Genomic DNA, 21,261 nt, shown 5'->3' with positions numbered 1-21,261 from the left:
CTCCAAAGCAGCAAGTCAACGAGAGATCGTCGCTGGCCGCGGCCGTCTCGTCGTCTGTCGCGTCAGTCACCGTGTCTCACGCCAACAGTCCAGCCGTCTCGACCCCGCAGCAAGCCAGCTATCCGGCAGGTTAAATTGGCACCCGATAGAACTGCAAACCAGAGAAAGGTGGCGCGGTGCTAGAAGTGCCGTTCCGGGCACTCGTGATCGAGGACGACCCCGACTCCGCAGTGTTCGCCGAGGCAGCCCTGCGTCACCACGGGGGCATGATCGTCGAGATAGCCAACGACGCCCAGCATGCCCTGGACGAACTGGCGGCCGGGACCTTCGACATCGTGATCACCGACATCGAGATGCCGGGACGCTCGGGGCTGGAGATCCTGCCGCAGGTTCGCGAGCTCCAGCCCGGAGTGCCGGTGCTGGTGCTGACGGCCCACGGCAACCTCACCTATGCGGTGGAAGCGCTCCGCCGGGCCGCCGACGACTTCCTGGTCAAACCGATCCGCGCCGCCGCGCTCGCCGAGCGGGCCCGAGAACTCGCCGCCCTCGGCCGCACCAAGCGCTCCCGGACCCGGCTGTCGGTGCTCGCCGTCGGCGCTCATCCCGACGACGTGGAGATCGGAGTCGGCGGCACTCTGGCGGCGCACCAGGCCGCCGGCGATCAGTTGGCGATCCTCACGCTGTCGGGCGGATCGGTCGGCGGGCAGGCGAGCGTACGACAGGCTGAGGCCCGTCGCGCTGCCGATACCGTCGGCGCAGAGCTGGTCCACCTCGACTTCGAAGACACCCTCCTCGACCCGGCGAACGGCGTGATCACCGCGATCGAGAAGGTCGTCACGGAGGTCCAGCCCGATCTGATCTACACCCACAGCGCTCACGACCGGCACCAAGATCACCGGGCGGTCAACGAGTCGGTGCAGATCGCCGCTCGCCAGGTGGCCGGCCTGTGGTGTTTCCAGAGCCCGTCGTGCACGGTCGCCTATCAGCCGAACAGGTTCGTCGACATCACCGGTTTCGTCGACCGCAAGCTGGAGATGCTGGCGGCGTACGCGTCACAGTCCCACCGCGACTACATGCAGCCGGACATCGTGCGCGCTACCGCCCGCTACTGGTCGCGGTTCAGCCAGGCCATCGACGTGGAGCCGCTGGAGACCATCCGGTCGGCTGTCTCGGTCGGTCCGCCCACGCCGCTGAGCGGGTCGAACGGACGGGAGTAGTCCTCTGCTCGATACCAGGACCTGACTCCGCGGTCGTCGGGAGTCAGGAGGAGGCGGGCGGATCCTGCTCGCCGCTGACCAGGCCGCCCACCGACACGGTCCCGGTGCGATCCAGCTTGTTCCACCGGTTCTCGGCGCCCGAGACCTCCTGCCAGACTGCCTTGATCATCACGAAGGTCATCAGGCTCGAATAGATCGGCCAGGCGGGCAGGGTCCAGGCATGCCGCAGATCCGCCGGCGAGCGGTCGAGCAGCACCGCGATCAACAGCAGCACGATCGACAGCGGAAGTCCGACCATGATCAGCAGCTGCCACAGCCCCCACAGGTTCACCGGCAGCGAAGCGGCCGACACGTCACCGGCCAGCATCAGTCCGGCAATGAGCAGGGCACCCAGGATCTGCAGGAACGGCACCACGATCTGGGTGAAGGAGTTGTAGAGCAGAAACGGCCCGAACATCCCGTACCGGGGGTTCCCCACCATGCGCCAGTGCAGCTTGGTGACCTGCAGCAGTCCTCGAGCCCAGCGGACCCGCTGCTTCCACAGCGCGCGTGGCGTCGAGGGCGACTCGGCGTACAGCAGCGCGTGCGGGGCGAACGCGACCCGGCGGCCGACGGCATAGACCCGCCAGGTCAGTTCCAAATCTTCACCGACCGTGTCCTCCCGCAGTGGGCCGGTCGCTTCCAGCACGTCCATTCGGAAGGCCCCGATATTGCCGGAGACGATGGGCAGGCAGTGCAACTCGCTCATCGCCCGCCGCATCAAGCCGGTGCCCAGGTGCGAGATGAGTGCCAGGAAGCGGGTCTGGATCCGGTCCAGGTTCACCGGCCGGTCATTGCCGCAGACCGCGCCCACGCCCTCGTCGGAGAAGCCGCGGAGCATCCGAGTGATCGTGTGTGGGCCGAACAGGCCGTCGGCGTCGACCAGCATGACCACCGAGCCGTTCGCCCGGGCGATCCCGGTGTTGAGGGCAGCACCCTTTCCGGCGTTCTCCTGCCGGATCGCGGTGATCTGCGGGAACTCGGCGGCCAGTGCCTCCATTCGCGCGAAGGTGTCGTCGCTCGACCCGTCGTCGACGGCGATCACCTCGTATCGGTCGTACCTGCTGCGCACTATCGAGCGCAGGCAGTTGTCGATCACGACACCCTCGTTGTACGCCGGCACGACCACCGTGACGAACGGCGGCTCCTCGAAGATGGTGTCATCGGTGACGGGAGCGTCGTCGGCACGATGACCGCGGTGCCGGAACTCGAACAGCAGCGCGAACGGCACCAGGGCCAGCCGGATCAGCCCGCCGATCAGTACGGTGAGCGCGACGACGGTGGCCAGGCCACCGAGCACGGCGATCATCGGGGCCGATAGTCCTCGAGGACCCCGGCCAGCAGTTCAGGAGCGAGCGCGGAGAGGGCGCCGAAGCGACCGTTCACCTCCAGCACCCGAGGTTGTCCGGCATCGTCGAGGCGGACATCCATGTCGACCGGACCGGACAGCCCGAGCGCGGTCACCGTGTCGATGGCCAGCTGCTCGATCTCCGGCTGCGAGCCGTCGGGCAGCCGGATCGCGTCGGCCGCATTGCCGACCCGGCCTTCCTTGAGCACGGTCTTCTCCAGCACATACGACCGAGCCTCCCCGGTCTCGGCCGACCGATAGGTCTGTGGCGCATACTCGGTACCGCCGGCGAAACCCTGGACGATGTGCTCGGCGCCGTATCCGATCCAGTCGATGTCGTCGGGTTGCTCCACGAGCACCACGCCACGGCCACCGCGAGACACTCGCGGTTTCACCACGACCGGTCCGCCCGCCCACTCGAGCGCCTCGGTCGCCGAGCAGAACGCGTTGGCGGGGGCATGGATCGGGACCGAGATCCCCGCCGCGGCGAGCGTCCACATCGTCAGCAGCTTGTCGGCGGCGAGCGCCGAGCCGACCGCTCCAGCGGTGACGACCCGGGCCGGCTTGCCGTCGGCGCGTCCCTCGGCTGCCGCCAGCGACAAGATCCCGGACAGAGCGCCGACCTGTGGCAGCTCGTCCTGCACGGTCGGGATGATCACGTCCGGACCGAATCGGGCGGCCACCTCACGCATCGCAGGTCCGTAGGCCAGATCAGCCGCCGGTGCGACACCGACGACCTCGTCGAAGCCCTCCGCCTCGAGCGGACCGAGGTCGACACCGACGACCCGGACGCGCAGTCCCGCGGCTGCTCGGGCAGCGAGTTGACGGCCGAGAGATCGTCCGGCGGGGCCACCCGCACCGGAGATCAGAAGAGTTAGTTCGGAGCTAGACACAAGCGTCAGTCTCACATAATGCGGCACCCGTTCATGCCACGGTCCGACCAGGGTCAGCAGCCGCAGGAGTCGCGGATCACGAGATCCATGGCGAACGTCTGGTGTACCGGTGGCTGTGCCGGATCCAGCACCGTCTGGACGGCCGCCTCGGCCATCTCCTCGATGGGTTGCCGGCTGGTGGTCAGCGCCGGCCAGCAGTAGCGGGTCTCCTCGGTCCCGTCGAAGCTCACGAGCGCCACGTCCATGGGCACCCGGAGACCCAGCTGGTACGCGGCCCGGAGCAGCCCGATGGCCTGCAGATCGGAACTCGTGACGACGGCAGTCGGCCGATCGGCGCGTTGCAGCAGTTCCAGGCCCGCGACATAGCCACCCTCGCGGCTGAAGGCCGTGCGCTCGACCGGTCCCAGCGCCCGCTGGGCGAGCGCATGCGCCTGCATCCAGCCGGTCTCACGGCCATCGGTGGTGGCATCCGCGGTGTCGCCGATCACCAGTGCGACGCTGGGACGCCGGTGCACGGTCAGCAGATGCTCGACCCCCGCGGCCGCGCCCGCAGCGGCCGCCGGACCCACGGTCGAATAGCCGGGGAACGCGGCCGCCGCGTCGATCAACACGATCGGGATGTGCACGCCTTGCCGAGCCAACTCGCTGAGCCGGCCGCGGCTGGTGCCGGCGGTGACGATGAGCCCGTCGATCTGCCGGTCACACAGATCGAGCATCGACCGCAGCTCGACGTCGGCGCCGAAGCCTGAGCTCGTCATCAGGACCGCGTACCCGCGTCGGTGCGCAGCCCGCTGGATCTCCAGCGCGTACTCCGCGTAGAAGGGGTTGGTGCTGTCCGGCACCACGAGGCCCAAGGTCTTGGTCGTGCCCAGGGCGAGCGCCCGAGCCGTCCGGTTGGGCCGATAGCCGAGGCGGGCGATCGCCTGCCGTACGCGTGCTTCCGTCGCCTTCGACACCGACTTCGGTCCACCGTTGACCACATAGCTCACCACGGCCGTGCTCACCCCGGCATAGCGGGCGACGTCGGCCCGGGTCACGGCGGCGCCCCGACCGCCACTTCCCGCCGCCCGTCCAGCCACTCGCTCTCTCCCCTACGTCAGCCCGTCAGAACACCCTATCTACCCGCGAAGAGTGATACCTGTCACACCCGGCTCCGACTGGGCAAATCGTGCGATTCAGGCCTTGCAGACTCCCAGGTTACCCGCGTAACCTAATGGCATCGGCGCAACACCGCTGGCGCCCACCAATCCATCTCACCACCCGTTCGGGAGCCCTTGTCATGTCCTTCTCGATTGCCATGATCGGCGCCGGCCAGTTCGCCGGCTCATTCGCCCACCTGTTCCAGCTGCACCCCGGGGTGTCGGCGGTCTACGCCACCGACGTGATTCCTGAGCGCGCCACCGAACTGGTCGAGAAGTACGGTCTGGCGGGCACCTTCGCCTCCTTCGACGACGCGCTGGCCAGCTCCGACGTCGACGCGGTCGCGATCTTCACCCAGCGGTGGAGCCACGGGCCGCTGGTGGTCAAGGCTCTGGAGGCCGGCAAGCATGTCTACTCCGCCGTCCCGATGGCGATCAGCGCCGAGGAGATCTCACGGATCATCGACGCCGTCCGCCGGACCGGGCTGACCTACCTGATGGGCGAGACCAGCCACTACAACCCGGCCGTCGTGTACGCCCGCGACATGCTCGCCAAGAACGAGTTCGGCCGGATCTTCTACGCCGAGGGCGACTACGTCCACGACATGGACCTCGGCTTCTACGACGCCTACAAGTTCTCCGGCGGCGAAAACTGGAAGGCCACCGCCTCCTACCCGCCCATGCTCTACCCGACCCACTCCATCGGCGGCATCCTGGGCGCCTGGCAGACCCACGCCACCAGCGTGTCGGCGATCGGTGTGAGCGACGACCGCGGCGACGGGGTCTTCGACCGCGAGGTCTCGATGTTCGACAACGACTTCTCCAACATGACCGGTCTGTTCGAGGTCGCCGGCGGCGGGTCGTTCCGGGTCAACGAGTTCCGCCGGGTCGGCTTCCCGTCCTTCATCCGCGAGTCCCGGTTCCGCTGGTTCGGCACCGAGGCCACCTTCGAGGAGATGACCACCACCGCCTACCGGCAGGACCGCGAGGGTGTGACCGATGTGTCGGAGGAGATCGAGCCGCGCAAGGCCTCCGAGGAGGAGTTGGCGAAGCTCGCCGACGTCTCACCGACGCTGCGGGACGCGTTCCTGTCCGGCCTGGCCCCGGTGCATGACCCGAGCCGACTGCCCGCAGAGTTCGCCGGTGCCCCCAACGGGCACGAGGGCAGCCACCACTTCCTCTGCGACGACTTCGTCACCGCGGTGAACACCGGCACGCTGCCGCCGGTCAACGCCTGGCAGGCGGCCCGCTACACGCTGCCGGGGATCTACGCTCTCGAGTCGGCACGCCGGGGCGGCGAGCGGCTCACCATCGACGACTTCGGCGACGCCCCCGCCTGAGGCTCGTGTATCGCGAATCGTCGGCAACCGAGATCCAGAACGCGATGTCCTCCACGACGATGAGGTCCGAGTCATCGGAAGAGACCAACACCGATGACTCGGACCTCGACGCGGCCGTCTTCGCCGTCATGCTGCGCCGACTGATCGAGGCCGACCTCAACCCTGATGCCGACCCGGAGTTGACCGAGCAGGCGTTCGAGGACTTGTTGTCGTCGGCCTCGGCCGCGTCGTCAGCTTCGGCGGGCGATCGACTGCGGTCGGTGCTGCGTACCTGTGGGTTGATCAACCAGGTGCTGGTCGAACTGGCGTGCCGCCCTTCGCTTGGCCGGGCCCGCTCGGAGGTGATCAGCACCCTCAGCCATGCCGCCCGAGCGGCCAGCGTCAAGCGTCGCCGGTCGCCTGGCGCGGATCTGGTCGGCCTCGTCCAGGCGTACGGCAGCGAGGTCTGCCGCTTCGCCGATATCGAGGTCGACCTGGGTCGTGGCTCCGTACGACGATCAGGTCGAGGGATCCAACTGACCGCAGCGGAACTGCGGATGCTCCTCTGTCTGCTGCACACTCGCGATCAGGTGGTGGTCGACCAGGTGCTCTTCGAAGCCGCTTGGCCCGGACAGCCGCTGCGGGCGGAGTCGGTCACCACCGTCATCAACAGCCTGCGCCGCAAGCTCGGCGACGACAGCAGGACACAGAACGTCATCCGTACCGTCTGGGGTCGCGGCTACCAACTCGCGGCGGCGGTTCAGTTGGAGCGTCGGACGCGGCCGCAGTGACCAGCTCGAGGCGGCGCCAGCCCGCTCCGGACTAGGCGACGGGATCGTGTACGGCGAATCCGAGGCTCTCGGCCGTCTTTGCCATGCCCAGGTCATGGGTCACGATGGTGACCGCGTCCACGCCGATTCGCTGTGCACCAGCCAGGTGCAGGGCGTCAAGCGACCTCAGGTGGGGCACAATCGCTGCTGCTTCTGCGACCAGTGCATCGTCCACCGTCAAGAGCGTGAGTTCGGCAACGAAGTCTGCGACCTCTACGACGTCGAGTGATTCTCTCCGAAATACGCGGGTCAGCTCGAGCTCCAGCAACCGTGAAGATGCAAAGGCATCGCCCGCGAACGCGCGCTCATCGAACCACTCAGCCGCCTCAACGCTGTGTGCCAGAAGGACTCGCAGGGCAACGGAAGAGTCGAGATACCAGATTCGGCGCTCCGTTGGCTCAGAGCTCGGCATCGGCTCGCGTCTCATCGAGGAGTGCGTCGAGATCACGCGAGAGACGCACCGGAGCACGGCCCGCACGCTTACGGTGCGGCCCGCTCGGGGCCACAGCCTGGCCGCTGTCGACCAGACCTGCGAGCGAGTCTTCATAGGGCGGCTCCGGCACGATCCGGAGCACTACCCGTCCGCGGTTCGTCACTCGGATGGTCTCGCCCTGTTCGATCACGCGACGTGCTATCGCGGACACCCGCTGGTTGAACTCAGTCATCGTGATCGTCCCCATGACAAAATTCTAGCATCATATGCTAGAAGCCCCTCGGGGTGGCGATGACGCGACGACCGAAGTCGAGGCCGCCCGGATCATGAGCAGTTGCCGGGAAAGACCGACCCTGGCGGGCCGGGAAACCTCTCCGTTGAACTCGTTTCAACTACCACTGAGAGGAGTCGTCATGACCAGCATCGAAGAGGCCGCGACCGTTCCCGGTACGCGGGACCGCGTGCTACGGACGGCCGGCGTCGCTGGCATTGCATACGCCGTGACCTACGGGATGTACTTCGCGACTAACCAGATCCGGCATGCAATGGATCCGTCCTTGGGCGAGGAATACGTGACCGCCGAGCAACTCTCCGCGCAACTCCCCACCGCCGCCATTCTGGCGATGATTTTCGCGTTCAACGCCACCGCTGGGCTCGTCGCTCTGTCCTCGCTCGCGGTGTTCGTGCGGCGGTCCGGCTCGGAACTGGCCGGCGCCCTGACCGCACTCGCTGGGGCCTTCTTCATCGGGATCGCGGGAGCGGCGTACTCCGGCGTGGTGATGAGCAGCTTCCTGACCGAATACATCCCTGGATCAGGAGCGACCCCCGAAGCCCAGTCGGCCGTGATCCAGGGCCTCTACGCCTTCCCGCAAACCTTCAGTGGTCTCGCCGCCACGGCCTTCGCGGCCTGGCAGATCATCGCCGCTCTGAGTCGAGCCTTTCCACGCTGGATCACCATCGTCAACCTGGTGCTCGCGTCGCTGAGCCTGGGTACCTATTTCATCGGTTTCTCTGTCGGCATCATCTTGGTGATCCCGTACCTGTTGGCGGTCGGGATCTGGGCGCTACGCCGTTCGCGGCGGGCCTGATGCAGGCAACCCAGGCAAGATGATCGCGTGCTGATCGGCGTTGCGGAGGTCCTCAACCAGATTGTGTCCTGGGGCTTGGCCATTGCCATCGTCTGGTCTGGTCTGCGCGGGCGGATCGGTCCGGTCTGGATTCCGGTCGTGGTGCTTCTTGCTGCGGGTGCCTTGGTGGCACTGGACGGGGAGGGGTCCGGTGAGATCCTGGTCGCCCGGGTAGCGGCGGTCTTCGTGAACAGCGCGATGGCCGCCCTGCTCGCGGTGTTTCCGACCGGGCGTCCCGTCCCGCGGTGGGCCGCTGTCGTAGCGGGCGTCGAGATTGCGATCCAGGGCGCGAACCTGGTCAGCGGCCTACGGCTGGAGGGCCAGCCCTGGTGGACCTGGCATTTTCCCGTGACCACGTGCCTGCTGGTGGCCGCGCAGGTCATCCGCTATCGCCGACGAGCCTCGACCCGGGAGCGGCAACAGGTGCGCTGGGTACTCGCCGCCGTGCTCGGGATGGTGCTGGCCTTCCTGGTCGTGATGGTCTTGACCGCTGGCGGGGTCGTGAGCGATGAGCTCTCCGCCGGGCTGGCCATCTTGTTCCTGATGCTTCCCGGGATCGGCTTCAGCCTGGCCGTACTTGTGCCGGGGGCCGCCGATGTGGACCGGGCTCTGGTCGCACTGCTCACCGTCGGTGGTACGGCCCTGGTGACCGCGCTGGCGGTCTTGGTGACCAGCCACCTGGCGGCCAGACAGCTGTGGCTGGCCGCGCTGGTGGCCGCCGTGGTCGCGCTGCCGAACTGGCGTGGGGTTGGCTGGCTCGCCAGCCGACTCGTCTATGGGCACCGGCAAGATCCGCTGGGCACGCTTGATGACCTGGACGCACTGCTGGCCGCCCATCACGATGTCCGCGAGGTGCCTGAGACGATCGTCGCGACTCTGGCCCAGGCCCTAGGCGCGGAGCACGTCGCCGTCCGATCCGTCGCCGGGGGCACCGTCGGGACCGGGAAGCCGAGCGGCCAAGCCAAGGAATTCCCCGTCGCCTACCGGGGCGAACGTCTGGCGGTGGTCACCGTGTCCCCGCGCCGCGGGGAGCAGACCTTGACCTCCGCCGATCGGGCGGTGATTGCACGGGTGTGCGCATACGCGGGCCCAGCACTGGATGGCGCTCGCGCAGTGAGCGAGCTCATCGAGGCTCGGGCCCGCGTGGTGCTGGCCCGCGAAGAGGAGCGCAAACGCCTACGAAGGTTCCTGCACGACGATCTGGCCCCGACCTTCAGTGGGCTCGCGCTCTCGGTAGCCGCGCTGGAGCAGTACGACGCCGACGGCGACGGACGAGCCGTCGAAGTCGCCCACCGGCTGGCGCAAGAGTTGGCTACGGCGACCCGTCATCTGCGCGAGGTCGCGTACGCATTGCGACCGCCAGCCCTGGACAACCGCGGACTGCTCGCCGCCCTGCACGACACGGTGGTCATTCCCAGCGCGATCCCGGCATCCACAACCGAGGTGGTGATCGAAGCCAGCCTCCCGGCACCGCTGCCCGCCGCCCGGCCGTAGCCGAACTGGGAGTCGAAGACCGCCTTGAAGTAGCGGTCCTCGAGGGCCGGGGTCCACAGGTATCCCTGGCCTGCGTTGGCCTCGGCATGTTCGGTGACGATGTGGGCGATGATCGGCTTCCCCATCTCGCGGCGGTCGGCGACGCTGGGCTCGTGGCCGTCGTGGCGGGCCCGGTGCTGCTTGATCTGCTCATCGAGACGGTCGACGCTGGCCAGCTTCAGCTTCCGCACGAGCTGCCAGTCGATCTGGGAGTCTTCGGCGATCCAGCCGCGGTCGGGGCCACCGGCGCTGTCGATGGTCGGCACGTCGTCGTCGGCGTCGGCGTCGGGTGAGGTCCAGGACGCGGTGGCGGCGAACATCGGGATCGACGCCAGGCTCGGCTCACCCGCGTCGGTCGCCGGCTCGTCGTCGCGCGCAGCGGCGCTGCTCAGGGTCGTGCTCTGCGGCCGGCCCCACCGCCGGCCGCTCGGGGATCGCCCGAGGAGCTTGTCGAGGTGGTCGAGGACCTGTTCCTTGTCGCTGCGTGCCGCCGGGGGCTCGCTGGGCTGGTCACCGGAGGTGAGATCAGGATCGTCGTTGGTCACTGGTTCTCCTGAAGGGCTCGGTCATCGGTGGTCGGAGGTGGTGGCTGGCTTCGGGAAGCGGGGCTTGTCTGCGCCAGGTTCTCGGCGACCCCTCTCAGTGAGGCGGCGTAGCTCGATCGCGCGAACTTTGGGCCGCGTGGCCCACCGTCGGAGAGGAGGGCGGCATTGACGAGATCGTGGGCGATGGTGCCGCGCACCTTCAGGGGCAGGAAGGCTTCGATCTCGACGTTGTCGTACCCCCGCGGCGTCGGATCCGCGCGGGTGACGAAAGACGTCTTGGTCACCAACGGGCGCCGGACGAGCAGGAGCCCGACTCTGGCGGAGGTGGCGTACTCAGCGGCCTGGTCGGTAAGCCGCCGGGCGGCCCAGTGGCAGGCGCCCACGGATCGCACTGTCGGCTTGGTCATCAACAACACGTGGGTGGCGACGGCCAGCAGCGCGGGCGGGACTCCCCCGGGCGCGAGCCTGCCCAGATCGACGATCACATCGGTGCCGGTCGACTCCAGGGCCCTGAGAGCCTCCGCGACCGGCTTCCACGACCCGGCCAACGCCTTCGCGGTGTTCGGCGAGTCCAAGCCGGGCAGGAGCATCCGGCGATGGCCCTCGGGGTCGTCATCGGGGAGCGGCACAGCCTGCTGCCACAGTGCCTTGCTCGGGGTGGACGTCGTTCGGGCGGCGTTGATGACGTGGATCAGCCCGTTCGGCGTCACCACGCTGCCCTCGAGATAGCCGGTCAGGACCGACTTCTGGTAGTCGGTGTCGACGAGTAGGCAGGACCCGGGCCAGTGCAAGGTGAAGCCGACCGCGGTAGTGGTCACCCCGGGTGAGCCGGAGGCGGAGGTCAAGACGGTGATGGTCATCAGCGCTGGGGGTCCTGCACGATTGCGATGCGACCGGTCGCCGCGAGCTGCGCGACGAGCGCTGCGTCCCGTTGGCCGACCTGGACGTTGACCAACGTCGCGGCTCCGTCCAGAGCCGGGCTTGAATCCACCAGGACTGCGCCGATCTGGCGGGCTGAGTTGCCGTCCTTGAACGACGGATCGCCGCCCTGGGGGGCGGTGACGATCAGACGCAGCCTGCTCCCGGGAGTGACATCCCCCATCACCATCCGGCCCTGGTCCAGACGGATCCCGACCAGGGTCTGACCCGCGGCCGGGATCGCGACGGATCCGACACCGCCCGCCGGCAACAGCGAGCCCTTGGCCAGGTCGATGGCGGCGCGCTTCCCCACCATCCCGGGCATCTGCTCCGCGGAGACCGTGGAAACCCCCGGGATCGCGCCCACGGTCACCTCAGCCAGATCGCTCGCTTTGATCACGGCGCCGCGGGGAATGTCGGCCCGCACCTGGATCACTCGGTTCTGGGTCTGGAGCTGCTGGACGATGAAGACCGCTGCGAGCCCTGCCACGATCAGCAGGGCTGCGATGCCGAGGAGATGAGTGCGGCGCCGCCGCAGCTTCGGTGCGACCCTTTGGACAGAAGCTGCGCCGGGGGGCTGCTGACCGTTCGCGAGAGTGGTGGTGGCGAGAGTGTTGCTCACGCGTTCTCCTGGGGAGCGATTCGTTTGGGCGGGGTGGGAAGCGGAGCCACAATGTAGGCCGGATTCGGGGTCGTCACGTAGGCCGACACAACACCAATCCCGTGTGTCACTCCCCTCCCCGCCAGCAGCTGGGCGCGAGCCGCCGTGTGGTGGCTGCCCGCATCCACTAGCTACGCGTGACGACTGCTGTTGCTCGAAGCAAGCCAAAGTTCGCCAGTGAGCAACTGACCAACTGCCTAAGTCGCGAACTTGCTAACTTACTCGATCTATCCGATAAACGAACGTACGTTCTAGTCTTGGGTGGTGGGTCAGAGCAAGAAGGACCGGACCTGGCCTCTGCCGCGGGGTCGTCAGGGCCAACCGGTGACCCAGCACGTCTGGGTGAACCAGCCGGGCACTCCCCCTGTGCCTCCCGTCCAAGGCCTCGTCGTCGACTGGCGTCGGCACTCGTACCGTTGGTCGGCTCTCTGCGTGTTCACAGTGGCGGATCTAGAAGGTCGTCCTGTCGTCGTGCAGCAGTGGCTATCCGCCGAAGACCTGACGCCGGTGTTCAGTGATCCCAACGCCAGCCGAGCTCGAAGATTGCTCTAGTCGGCCTGCCCCTGGTGCAAGCGGCACGCCCTGCACCCGCCGGGCCGGAGCTTCTGAGGAAGTTGCTAACAGACCAACTAGCGAACCTGCCGACAAGCTAAGTAGCTAAACTCATGAACTTCCTAACTCTCTAAGTGAGCAAGTCCCACACTTGCTTATTCAGTAACTCAGCTAGTTACTGAGCGGAAAGTTGTTGACCGCCTCTGGACCCATAGCAACTTAGGAAGTTACTTCGGCAGGGCTGGCGCCAGCCGGCCATAGTCCAGAGCTTCGAACAACAGGGCCTACGGGCTGCGGAGGACCGCCAGACAATGCGGTCGGTGGCGAAGCCAGCTGGGTACACCCTGCGAAGGCCGCAGCCGACACACCACCGTCCATCCACGCCCCGGCGCGTCGAGCAACTTACTAAGTGGCTGAGAATCTAAGGTGCTGAAATGAGTAACTGTCTAGCAGGTGGGTCGGTATGAGGATACTGGCGATCGCGAACCAGAAGGGCGGACCCGGCAAGAGCACGATCGCGGCCGGGATGGCGGCGGCCCTCCACGAGTCCGGAGCCACCGTGGCGGTCGCCGACACCGATCCGCAGCGGTCCATCACCGAGTACCTCGACGAGGTCGAAGGCCAACCGATTCCGGTCTACGCGGCCTCAGACCCCTCTGAGATTCGTGAGCTCCCCAACGTGGACCAGTACGACTGGATGGTGATCGACACCCCTGGACACCTGGCGTTCCGGCCGATCCTGACCGCCGTCGTCGAGGTCGCCGACTTCGCCCTGGTGCCGATGGAGCCGGCGCCGTGGTCCATCACGCCGACGATCGAGACAGTGAACGACCTGCTGGTGGACTCGGGGACGCCCTACGCCGTCGTTCTCAACAGGGTGGACACGAGGGCGGCCGCGCGAGCTCGCGAGATCCGAGACGCGCTGGACGAGGCGGGGATCACGGTCGCACGAACCTGGGTCAGAGATCTGACGGCTCATCAGGACGCCATCGCCAACCGAACCTTGATCACACGGAGTCGCGCCCGGCGTGCTGGCGATGCCGCCAACGACATACGGCAGCTAGCGCTCGAAATGCAGGCCTACCTGAACAGGAGCACCGCAAAATGACGTCCACGCAGACCAGGAAGCTGGCCGAGCTCGTGCGAGCCAAGAAGGATGCGCGGCCGCCGGACCAGACCGGGTGGGGGAGCGAGGCCTCGACGTCCTCGGCTGCCCGTGCCGAGGCGGACGCCGAGGCGGAGACTGTGTCGCCTGCGGAGACGGCTGCCCCTGCGGAGACGGCGGCGCCTGCGGGGTCTGCCGGGGGTTCGAAGTCCCGGGGGTCGGCGACGACGAAGCGCGCGGCGGCGAAGCGTGGGGCGCCACCTCAGGCGACGCCGGCCGACCCTGCTGCGATCGATGATCTGCCCCCCTACCTCCAGCTCGAGCGGGTACAGACACGAGTCGAACCTGAGGTGATGACGGCCATCCGTACCACCGAGGTCCGCTTGAAGGCGAGGCGTCGACCGGCCGCGGTCACGGGCGAGCGTCTGAACACGAACACGGTGATCCGCGCTGCGTTGCGCGCCGTGGCCGAGTCCGGGGCGCTGGAAACGTGCACCGGCGCCACGGTGGACGAGCTGACGGCGAGTATCAGCGAGCAGTTGAGGATTGCGCCCAACTGACCGACGGGGCAGCCGGTCGCGGCGCTGGCGCGCCGCGACCGGACTGCGCGCCTTGCGGCGCTCACCGACCATGATCAACTTGGGTGCCGGGCCGGGTTCTGGGTGCGGGCTGCGCCGCTGACGCGGCTCCGCCCACCCCCTCGGGCCTGCCGGCCCGGACACGCTGGACCCCTGACGGGGTCTGCGCTGCACTCCAGCTTGACGGCCTGACGGCCGCCATCCGACCAAGATCACTCAGCGCAGACCAAGATCAACAAGCGCTGACAAGGAGAAACACTCCTCACCAGCGCGCTCTACGCAACTTGCAAAGTTTCAAGACTGTCAGACCACAACCCAATGTAGACCAGAGTCAACACCGCAACCCTCGAGGAACCCCATGACCACCACGCCGGCCCTCCCCCACCGCAGTCCGACCCACCTAAAGACAGGCCCGGGGTGGACCGCAGCAGCGGACAGCCTGAAGCGCCCCGGGTTTGATGCCGCTCCTGTTTGAGTCCAGGAGGATGAGCACCATGCCCAAGAAGATCGATGATGAGCTGAAGGCCCGAGCGGTCCGACTGGTCCAGGACCATCGGGGCGAGTATTCCTCGCTCACCGCTGCTGCGGCGGTGGTGGCCAAGCAGCTCGGTGTCGGTAAGGAGTCCGTCCGTCGATGGGTGATCCAGGCTGAGGTCGACGACGGTCAGCGGGCCGGCGCGAGCACTGAGGAGCTGGCCGAGATCAAGGCGTTGAAGGCGAAGGTCCGCCGGCTGGAGGAAGACAATGCGATCCTGAAATCGGCAACGGTTCTCTTCGCCGGGGAACTCGACCCCCGCAACCGCTGATCATGGGCTTCATCGACACCATGAGAAGCCAGGGCCACGCGGTCGAGTCGATCTGTCGGGTGCTGCGTGAGCAGGGCTGCCAGATCGCCGCGCGGACCTACCGCCATTGGAAGAAAGCCGGACGGGTGATCGCCGCTCGGACCGTGACCGATGCCCAGGTCGTCGACGCGGTCCCTGACATTGCCTGGACCACCAAGGTCGACAACGACGGCGCACGGGTGCGCAAGCTCGCGCCGGAGGGGCTCTACGGACGGCGGAAGATGACCGCCTACCTCCGCCGCACCGCGATGCCGGATGCCTCCGCCGGAGCCGTGGACCGGGCGATGCGCATCCTCGGGCTGTCCGGGGTGCGCCGCGACAAGGTCATCCGGACCACGATCCCGGCCAAGGACGGGACCCGTGCTGGCGATCTGCTGGACCGAGACTTCACCGCCGCCGCCCCGAACCGGACCTGGGTCACCGACTTCACCTACTGCCGGACGTGGGCCGGGTTCGTCTACGTGGCGTTCATCGTCGACGTCTACGCCCAACGGATCGTGGCCTGGCACGCCGCGACGACCAAGCACACCGACCTGGTGATGATCCCGCTGCGGATGGCGCTGTGGCAGCGGGGCCGCGAAGGGCATCCCACCGAGCCGGGCCAGCTCATCCACCACTCCGATGCCGGGTCGCAAGGCGGATTCGACCGGTCGTCGCAACACCTTGATGATGGAGGTGTTGGATGGGACGACCGAGGAAGCAGCCGCTCCTGGCGCCGGCGACGGCGCGTCGGCAGTGGGCTGCGGATAGGGCGATGCGGCCGCCGATGCGCTCGCCGGGCCGGCCCGAGCCGTCGCGAGTTGTGCAGCGGGAGTTCTGGCGTCTGATCGGGACTGGCATCACCACGGCCCAGGCCGCCGAGGGGGTCGGCGTGTCGGTGCCGGTCGGGAGTCGGTGGTTTCGACACGCTGGCGGGATGACGCCGCTGAGCCTGGACGAGCCCACTGGTCGGTACCTGTCGTTCGCCGAGCGGGAGGAGATCGCGCTGCTGAAGGCCCAGGACAAGGGTGTCCGCGAGATTGCCCGCACGATCGGCCGCGATCCGGGAACGATCTCTCGTGAACTGCGCCGCAACGCTGCGACCAGGGGCGGCAAGCCGGTCTACCGTGCCGTGGTGGCGCAGTGGAAGGCGCAGCAAGCAGCGAAGCGTCCGAAGGCGGCGAAGCTGGTCGGCAACGCGCGATTACGTGAGTACGTGCAGGACCGGCTGGCCAGGAACGTCCGTCGGCCTGACGGCACGGCCGTCGCTGGCCCCAGGACACCCGCGTGGAAGGGGTTGAACAAGCCCCATCGCCAGGACCGACGGTGGTCGACGGCCTGGAGCCCAGAGCAGATTGCGCATCGGTTGAGGCTCGACTTCCCCAATGATGAGTCCATGCGCATCAGCCACGAGGCGATCTACCAGTCGTTGTTCATCGAGGGGCGTGGTGCTCTCAAGCGTGAACTGGTGAGGTGTCTACGCACGGGGCGAGCATTGCGCCAGCCGAGGGCCAGATCACGCAACAAGCCCCAGGGGCACGTCACCGCCGACGTCGTCCTCAGCGAGCGCCCTGCCGAGGCCGACGACCGCGCGGTTCCCGGCCATTGGGAGGGTGATCTGATCATCGGGACGGACAGGTCCGCGATCGGCACGCTGGTCGAACGCAGCAGTCGGGCAACTCTGCTGGTCCACCTGCCGCGCATGGAGGGCTGGGGTGAGCAGCCGTACGTGAAGAACGGTCTGTCGCTCGGCGGCTACGGAGCGGTCGCGATGAACGCCGCACTCACGGCGTCGATGACCAAGCTGCCTGACCAGCTACGCAAGACACTGACCTGGGATCGCGGCAAAGAGCTCTCAGATCACGCACGCTTTGCGTTGGACACCGGGACGCAGGTGTTCTTCGCTGATCCGCACTCTCCCTGGCAACGACCGACCAACGAGAACACCAACGGCCTGCTGCGGCAGTACTTTCCCAAGGGCACCGACCTGTCCCGGTGGTCAGCCGACGACCTCGAAGCCGTCGCTCACACGCTCAACAACCGGCCCCGGAAGATCCTCGGATGGAAGACGCCCGCTGAGGTCTTCCAGGATCAACTACGCTCGCTTCAACGAGCCGGTGTTGCATCGACCCCTTGAACTCGCCCAATACACGTCGCTGCGGCTGACCGAACATCTCGCCCTGGAAGAGATCCGCCCCTCGATCGGGTCGGTCGGCGATGCCTACGACAACGCCTTAATGGAATCCATCAACGGCCTCTACAAGGCTGAATGCATCCGCACCACCGTGTTCCACGACGGTCCCTACAAGTGCTGACCGAGCTGAAGAACCGCGGCGTCGCCGACGTCTGCATCGCCGTGTGTGACGGACTCAAGGGCCTCCCGGAGGCGATCACCACGGTGTGGGAGCTGACGGTGGTGCAGCAGTGCATCATCCACCTCCTCCGCAATACGTTCCGGTTCGCGTCGCGGAAGTACTGGGACCAGATCGCCCACGACCTGCGGCCGGTCTACACCGCCGCCTCCGAGGCCGAGGCGTGGGCCCGGTTCGAGGAGTTCGAGGAGAAGTGGGGCACCCCGTACCCGGCGATCAGCCGGCTGTGGCGCACCGCCTGGTCGGAGTTCATACCGTTCCTGGACTACGACGTGGAGATCAGAAAGGTCATCTGCAGCACGAACGCGATCGAGAGCCTGAACGCCCGCTACCGACGGGCGGTCCGGGCCCGCGGTCACTTCCCCAACGACCAGGCCGCGATGAAGTGTCTCTACCTGGTCACCAGATCGCTGGACCCGACCGGACAAGGCAGGGCACGATAGGCGAGAAGGTGGAAACCGGCTTTGAACGCGTTCGCCATCACCTTCGAAGGCCGGATCAACCCGGCCGGGAACTGATCATGAGACCAGATCAGATCCACCGTTTATCTGACACTCCCTGGGTTTCTTCACTTGGTGCACGTCGTAGGTGAGGGCGACCGTGCCTAGGTCGGTCTGCGCTACCGATGTGAGGGTGAGCTTGCGCGGAGTGGGGAGGGCGCCGAAGAGCCGCTTGCCGGTGCCGAGGAGCAGCGGGTGGATGAAGAGGCGGATCCGGTCTACCAGCCCGTCAGCGAGGAGGCTGCGGGCGAGTTTGCCGCTGCCCAGTACGACGGTGTCACCGTTGTGGATGGACTTTATGTTCTGCACGGCGTCGGCGATCTGGTCCGACAGGATGCGTGTGTTAGCCCATGACGCCGTGGTGAGGGTACGGGAGGCCACGTATTTTGGTGTGGTGTTGAGGTGAGCAGCCATCGGGTTGGAGTCGGACTGTCGCGGCCAGAAGGCGGCCATCTTCTCGTAGGTGTTGCGTCCGAACAAGTAAGCCTCGGTGGCGTTCAGGCCTGAGGTGGTGGTGACCTGGTGGATGCTGTCGGCGTAGGCCGCTCCCCAGCCGCCGTGTTGGAATCCGTCGCGGGTGTCTTCTTGAGGCGACCCGAGTCCTTGCATGGTTCCATCGACGGTCAGGAACTCAACCATGACCAGTGTGCCCATCGCGGATCCTTTTCTAGGTTGCTGCGGTTGGCTGGTTCGGCGCCGAAGGGCCAAGGCTGGTAAGGCCGTTCGTCGTCCTTCACCGGTGCGGTCGGCGCGTCAGCGGTCAACGCCGGCGTGAACGGGCAGCACTGTTTTCTATTGAGGCAGCGTGGGCGGTGCCGAACTGCGGACGGTGCGTGGTCGGTCTCTGCCGCCAGGCTGTGATCGCGGCGAGCAGGCGACGGATGCCGCGAGTCAGGTCCCGCGGGCGCGCATCGTTGGGATGCGATTGATCCCTCAATGCTGTCAGGACTGCGTGGCGTTCGGCAGCCCGCCGGCTGAGGTCAAGATCGGAATCGGGATAGGGCGGCGTCTGGACGGCGAGAATGGTGAACCTCCTTGAAGTTCTGCTTGCTGGACGCGTTGCAGTTGCTGAGTCCACTTGAGGCTGGGCGCGTCTGAGCACACCGAGGTAGAGGCACCGACGCCTGCACTCGTCATCGAGACTGTGAGGGGTGTTCAGGCTGTGATGGCGGCGAGGGCGATGAGTCCAAGACCGAGGAGAAGGTCGAGGCTCAGGCAGGCCTCGGCCAGCGAGCGCGACACCACCAGCCTGCGGCGGTAGTGGACGGCGTCCCAGACGGCGTGCGACGCCAACAAGAGGCCGGCGAGAACCAGCCCGGCCCACGCGTCCCAGGTCAAGGCGATGACGGCGACCGCGCAGATTCCCGTGAACGCCGCCGCTTGGGCCAGCAGGATTGCACGACCTGCTGGCCGGCGCAGACCGATCGCCGCTAAGGCCAATCCCGTGACGCCGAGGCCGGTCCACCACGCCCCGCCCAGGAGCTCGCTGACCACGACGATGACCGCGGAGGTAGGAATCGCGGCCCACCCCACCCAGCGCCGGCCGGTGGCTGCGGCCGACAGGTAGCACCAGGCGGCCGCGGTGGCGCCGATCGCGAGGGTGTCCCGGCTCGCCGCTCCAGTCACCAGGAGGAGGGCGGCCACACCGACGCCCAGGGCTGTCGGCCACCGATGGAACAGCTCGTGGCCGCGGCAGCCGTCACCGATCTTGGAGGGGGCGGCGGAGGCGGCGTGTTGGATGGGCACAGTCTTGGTCCTGTCTGGTCGGTCGACCTGTGGCAATCATCGAGCATGGTGTGAACGTATGTTCATGAACAGTAGTTCATGATAGGGTCACTCGCAAGCTCTCCGGAAGGATTCGATGACACCGCCCCGCCCCGCCACGGATATCGACGCGCTGCGCGCGGCGCTGCTCGGGCACGCCCGAACCGTCATTGCTCGAGACGGCGTGGACGGTCTGACCATGCGGGCCCTGGCCGGCGAAGCGGGGGTGGCTGTGGGCATGTCCTACAAGGCCTTCACCTCGCGCGATGAGTTGCTGCGCGAGCTGACCTGGGTCTCGCTGCGGGAGCTCGCCGCCGGCATCGAGGACTGGGCGGTGCGTCCGGACGGACAGCTGGCCGACCGGTTGATGGAGTTCGCCGACTTGCAGGCCGCCTCCGACGCCCCCGCGCTGGTCAGGCACCTGAGCCAGCTTCCGGGCGGAGAGAAAATCCTGCGGGAAGCGGTCGAGGCGGGCATCACCCGGTCCTGGGCGACGGTGATGCAGGGGTTCCTGCGCGACCGACAGTGTGACGGGACCGTCCGTGAGGACGTGGATGTCGAGGCCTTTGGTTTTCTCCTCACTGCCGCCTTGCACTACGTGCTGGTCACCGATGAGCCGTTCTCGGCACCGGACCGAGCCACGCTCGCCCGGTACGTCGCCGCGGTCGCCGACCAGATCGGCGTCACCCGGTGACCGAGGAACCCGCTACAGGCTCAAGGACTGCTTGGCGGTGGGATCCGACGCTGTATGCCGGCAGCGCCGCCTATTACGCCCGAGGACGTGCCGCCTACCCGAGCGCGATCGCCGACCGGCTCCAGCAGGCGCTGCGGCTGGCCGGTCACGGGCGCTTGCTGGATGTCGGCTGCGGGCCGGGGTCGCTGACCTTGGTGTTGGCTCCGCTGTTCGCCGAGGCCATCGGGGTCGACGCCGATGCCGACATGCTCATCGAGGCCGAGCGCCTGGCTGACCAGGCGAAGATCGACAACGTTGTTTGGCGGCACCTCCGAGCCGAGGCCTTGCCGGCGGACCTGCCCCCGGTCGACATGATTACCTTCGCGCAGTCCTTCCATTGGATGGACCGGCCCCGAGTTGCCGCGGCCGCCCGGCGCTTGCTCACTCCCGGCGGGACGCTCGTCCATGTCAGCGCCACCACCCACCAAGGCGTCTCCACCGACACCACGCTCCCGCACCCTCAGCCGCCTCGGACGGCTATCCGAACGCTCGTGGCGTACTACCTGGGTGAGCGGCGTCGGGCCGGGCAGACGACACTGTCGGCCGGCACAGTTGGCGGCGAAGCGGCCATCTACAGTGCTGTCGGCTTCACCGAGCTCCAACAGATCCGGGTCGAAGGTCGGCTCTTGGAGCGGACCGCCGACGAGGTGGCGGCGTCGGTCTACTCGCTGTCCAGCGCTGCACCGCACTTGTTCGGCGACCAGCTCTCGGCTTTTGACCATGATCTGCATCAACTTCTCCACCGGGCCGGCCCGGACGGGTTGTTCAGCGAACAGATGCCACCAACCACCCTGCACCTGTGGCGTTGATGGACCTGCCGGCTGCGCCACC

At 67.3% G+C, this 21,261-nt stretch carries 19 protein-coding genes and 3 pseudogenes; 13 read left to right on the top strand and 9 right to left on the bottom strand.

From position 1 onward, the window contains the following. Nucleotides 1–176: 176 nt before the first annotated feature. Nucleotides 177–1,217 (top strand): PIG-L family deacetylase, encoded by a 1,041-nt coding sequence (locus MLP_RS00855; RefSeq protein WP_013861082.1) that lies wholly within the window; start codon nucleotides 177–179, stop codon nucleotides 1,215–1,217. Nucleotides 1,218–1,260: 43 nt separating this feature from the next. Here MLP_RS00855 and MLP_RS00850 read toward each other — a convergent pair whose 3' ends face one another. Genes MLP_RS00850 through MLP_RS00840 form a run of 3 tightly spaced genes read right to left on the bottom strand, consistent with a single transcriptional unit; the run spans nucleotide 1,261 to nucleotide 4,576 of the window. Then, complete coding sequence (locus MLP_RS00850) at nucleotides 1,261–2,565, bottom strand: glycosyltransferase (protein WP_013861081.1); 1,305 nt, start codon at nucleotides 2,563–2,565, stop codon at nucleotides 1,261–1,263. Continuing rightward, a complete protein-coding gene (locus MLP_RS00845) occupies nucleotides 2,562–3,497 on the bottom strand; it encodes an ATP-grasp domain-containing protein (protein ID WP_013861080.1) in 936 nt (311 codons plus the stop codon). Before MLP_RS00845 ends, MLP_RS00850 begins: the two co-directional genes overlap by 4 nt. 53 nt (nucleotides 3,498–3,550) lie before the next feature. Then, nucleotides 3,551–4,576, bottom strand: a complete 1,026-nt coding sequence (locus MLP_RS00840) for a LacI family DNA-binding transcriptional regulator (protein ID WP_013861079.1) — start codon at nucleotides 4,574–4,576, stop codon at nucleotides 3,551–3,553. A gap of 200 nt (nucleotides 4,577–4,776) precedes the next feature. Between MLP_RS00840 and MLP_RS00835 the strand changes: the two genes are divergently transcribed. Together MLP_RS00835 and MLP_RS00830 are read left to right on the top strand one after the other, a co-directional pair. Beyond that, entirely contained in the window at nucleotides 4,777–5,976 is a 1,200-nt protein-coding gene (locus MLP_RS00835; protein ID WP_013861078.1) for a Gfo/Idh/MocA family protein, read from the top strand. A gap of 59 nt (nucleotides 5,977–6,035) precedes the next feature. Next, a complete protein-coding gene (locus tag MLP_RS00830) occupies nucleotides 6,036–6,746 on the top strand; it encodes a winged helix-turn-helix domain-containing protein (protein ID WP_172641525.1) in 711 nt (236 codons plus the stop codon). A gap of 31 nt (nucleotides 6,747–6,777) precedes the next feature. Here MLP_RS00830 and MLP_RS00825 read toward each other — a convergent pair whose 3' ends face one another. Both MLP_RS00825 and MLP_RS00820 read right to left on the bottom strand, forming a co-directional pair. Continuing rightward, complete coding sequence (locus MLP_RS00825; protein WP_197536484.1) at nucleotides 6,778–7,212, bottom strand: type II toxin-antitoxin system VapC family toxin; 435 nt, start codon at nucleotides 7,210–7,212, stop codon at nucleotides 6,778–6,780. After that, nucleotides 7,184–7,465 carry a type II toxin-antitoxin system Phd/YefM family antitoxin gene (locus MLP_RS00820; RefSeq protein WP_013861075.1) on the bottom strand — a complete coding sequence of 94 codons (282 nt, stop codon included), beginning with the start codon at nucleotides 7,463–7,465 and terminating at the stop codon, nucleotides 7,184–7,186. The genes MLP_RS00825 and MLP_RS00820 overlap by 29 nt, the downstream gene beginning before the upstream one ends. 166 nt (nucleotides 7,466–7,631) lie before the next feature. On the opposite strand from MLP_RS00820, the gene MLP_RS00815 reads away from it, so the two are divergent. After that, nucleotides 7,632–8,306, top strand: coding sequence for a hypothetical protein (locus MLP_RS00815; protein WP_013861074.1), 675 nt, complete (start codon nucleotides 7,632–7,634; stop codon nucleotides 8,304–8,306). Between the two features lie 27 nt (nucleotides 8,307–8,333). Further along, complete coding sequence (locus tag MLP_RS00810; RefSeq protein ID WP_013861073.1) at nucleotides 8,334–9,839, top strand: histidine kinase; 1,506 nt, start codon at nucleotides 8,334–8,336, stop codon at nucleotides 9,837–9,839. Between the two features lie 580 nt (nucleotides 9,840–10,419). On the opposite strand, the gene MLP_RS00800 is transcribed toward MLP_RS00810, so the two are convergent. Together MLP_RS00800 and MLP_RS00795 are read right to left on the bottom strand one after the other, a co-directional pair. Further along, nucleotides 10,420–11,283 (bottom strand): hypothetical protein, encoded by an 864-nt coding sequence (locus tag MLP_RS00800; RefSeq protein WP_013861071.1) that lies wholly within the window; start codon nucleotides 11,281–11,283, stop codon nucleotides 10,420–10,422. Next, nucleotides 11,283–11,963 (bottom strand): SAF domain-containing protein, encoded by a 681-nt coding sequence (locus MLP_RS00795; RefSeq protein WP_013861070.1) that lies wholly within the window; start codon nucleotides 11,961–11,963, stop codon nucleotides 11,283–11,285. Before MLP_RS00795 ends, MLP_RS00800 begins: the two co-directional genes overlap by 1 nt. Nucleotides 11,964–13,017: 1,054 nt before the next feature. On the opposite strand from MLP_RS00795, the gene MLP_RS00790 reads away from it, so the two are divergent. From MLP_RS00790 to MLP_RS00760, 6 genes and pseudogenes are all read left to right on the top strand, one after another. Further along, nucleotides 13,018–13,662 carry a ParA family protein gene (locus MLP_RS00790; protein ID WP_013861068.1) on the top strand — a complete coding sequence of 215 codons (645 nt, stop codon included), beginning with the start codon at nucleotides 13,018–13,020 and terminating at the stop codon, nucleotides 13,660–13,662. Next, nucleotides 13,659–14,219 (top strand): hypothetical protein, encoded by a 561-nt coding sequence (locus MLP_RS00785; protein ID WP_013861067.1) that lies wholly within the window; start codon nucleotides 13,659–13,661, stop codon nucleotides 14,217–14,219. Before MLP_RS00790 ends, MLP_RS00785 begins: the two co-directional genes overlap by 4 nt. A gap of 512 nt (nucleotides 14,220–14,731) precedes the next feature. Beyond that, a pseudogene (locus MLP_RS00775) lies at nucleotides 14,732–15,723 on the top strand (IS3 family transposase); the annotation flags it as partial. Nucleotides 15,724–15,848: 125 nt separating this feature from the next. Next, nucleotides 15,849–17,198 carry an IS30 family transposase gene (locus MLP_RS00770; protein ID WP_407939022.1) on the top strand — a complete coding sequence of 450 codons (1,350 nt, stop codon included), beginning with the start codon at nucleotides 15,849–15,851 and terminating at the stop codon, nucleotides 17,196–17,198. A gap of 7 nt (nucleotides 17,199–17,205) precedes the next feature. Then, a pseudogene (locus tag MLP_RS00765) lies at nucleotides 17,206–17,337 on the top strand (IS3-like element ISPfr13 family transposase); the annotation flags it as partial. A gap of 26 nt (nucleotides 17,338–17,363) precedes the next feature. Then, nucleotides 17,364–17,951, top strand: a pseudogene (locus tag MLP_RS00760) (IS256 family transposase); the annotation flags it as partial. Here MLP_RS00760 and MLP_RS00755 read toward each other — a convergent pair. Both MLP_RS00755 and MLP_RS00750 read right to left on the bottom strand, forming a co-directional pair. Continuing rightward, entirely contained in the window at nucleotides 17,952–18,587 is a 636-nt protein-coding gene (locus MLP_RS00755; protein WP_013861061.1) for a dihydrofolate reductase family protein, read from the bottom strand. A 501-nt stretch (nucleotides 18,588–19,088) separates the two neighbouring features. Beyond that, entirely contained in the window at nucleotides 19,089–19,679 is a 591-nt protein-coding gene (locus MLP_RS00750) for a hypothetical protein (protein ID WP_013861060.1), read from the bottom strand. 115 nt (nucleotides 19,680–19,794) lie between these two features. Here MLP_RS00750 and MLP_RS00745 point away from each other — a divergent pair, with 115 nt between their 5' ends. Beyond that, complete coding sequence (locus MLP_RS00745) at nucleotides 19,795–20,391, top strand: TetR/AcrR family transcriptional regulator (protein ID WP_013861059.1); 597 nt, start codon at nucleotides 19,795–19,797, stop codon at nucleotides 20,389–20,391. Continuing rightward, nucleotides 20,388–21,239 (top strand): class I SAM-dependent methyltransferase, encoded by an 852-nt coding sequence (locus MLP_RS00740; RefSeq protein ID WP_013861058.1) that lies wholly within the window; start codon nucleotides 20,388–20,390, stop codon nucleotides 21,237–21,239. Before MLP_RS00745 ends, MLP_RS00740 begins: the two co-directional genes overlap by 4 nt. Nucleotides 21,240–21,261: the final 22 nt, after the last annotated feature.

The sequence above is a fragment of the Microlunatus phosphovorus NM-1 genome, from assembly GCF_000270245.1.
Taxonomy (GTDB): Bacteria; Actinomycetota; Actinomycetes; order Propionibacteriales; family Propionibacteriaceae; genus Microlunatus; species Microlunatus phosphovorus.
Note: the sequence above shows the minus strand (reverse complement) of the source record. Positions and strands in the feature narration are given on the sequence as shown.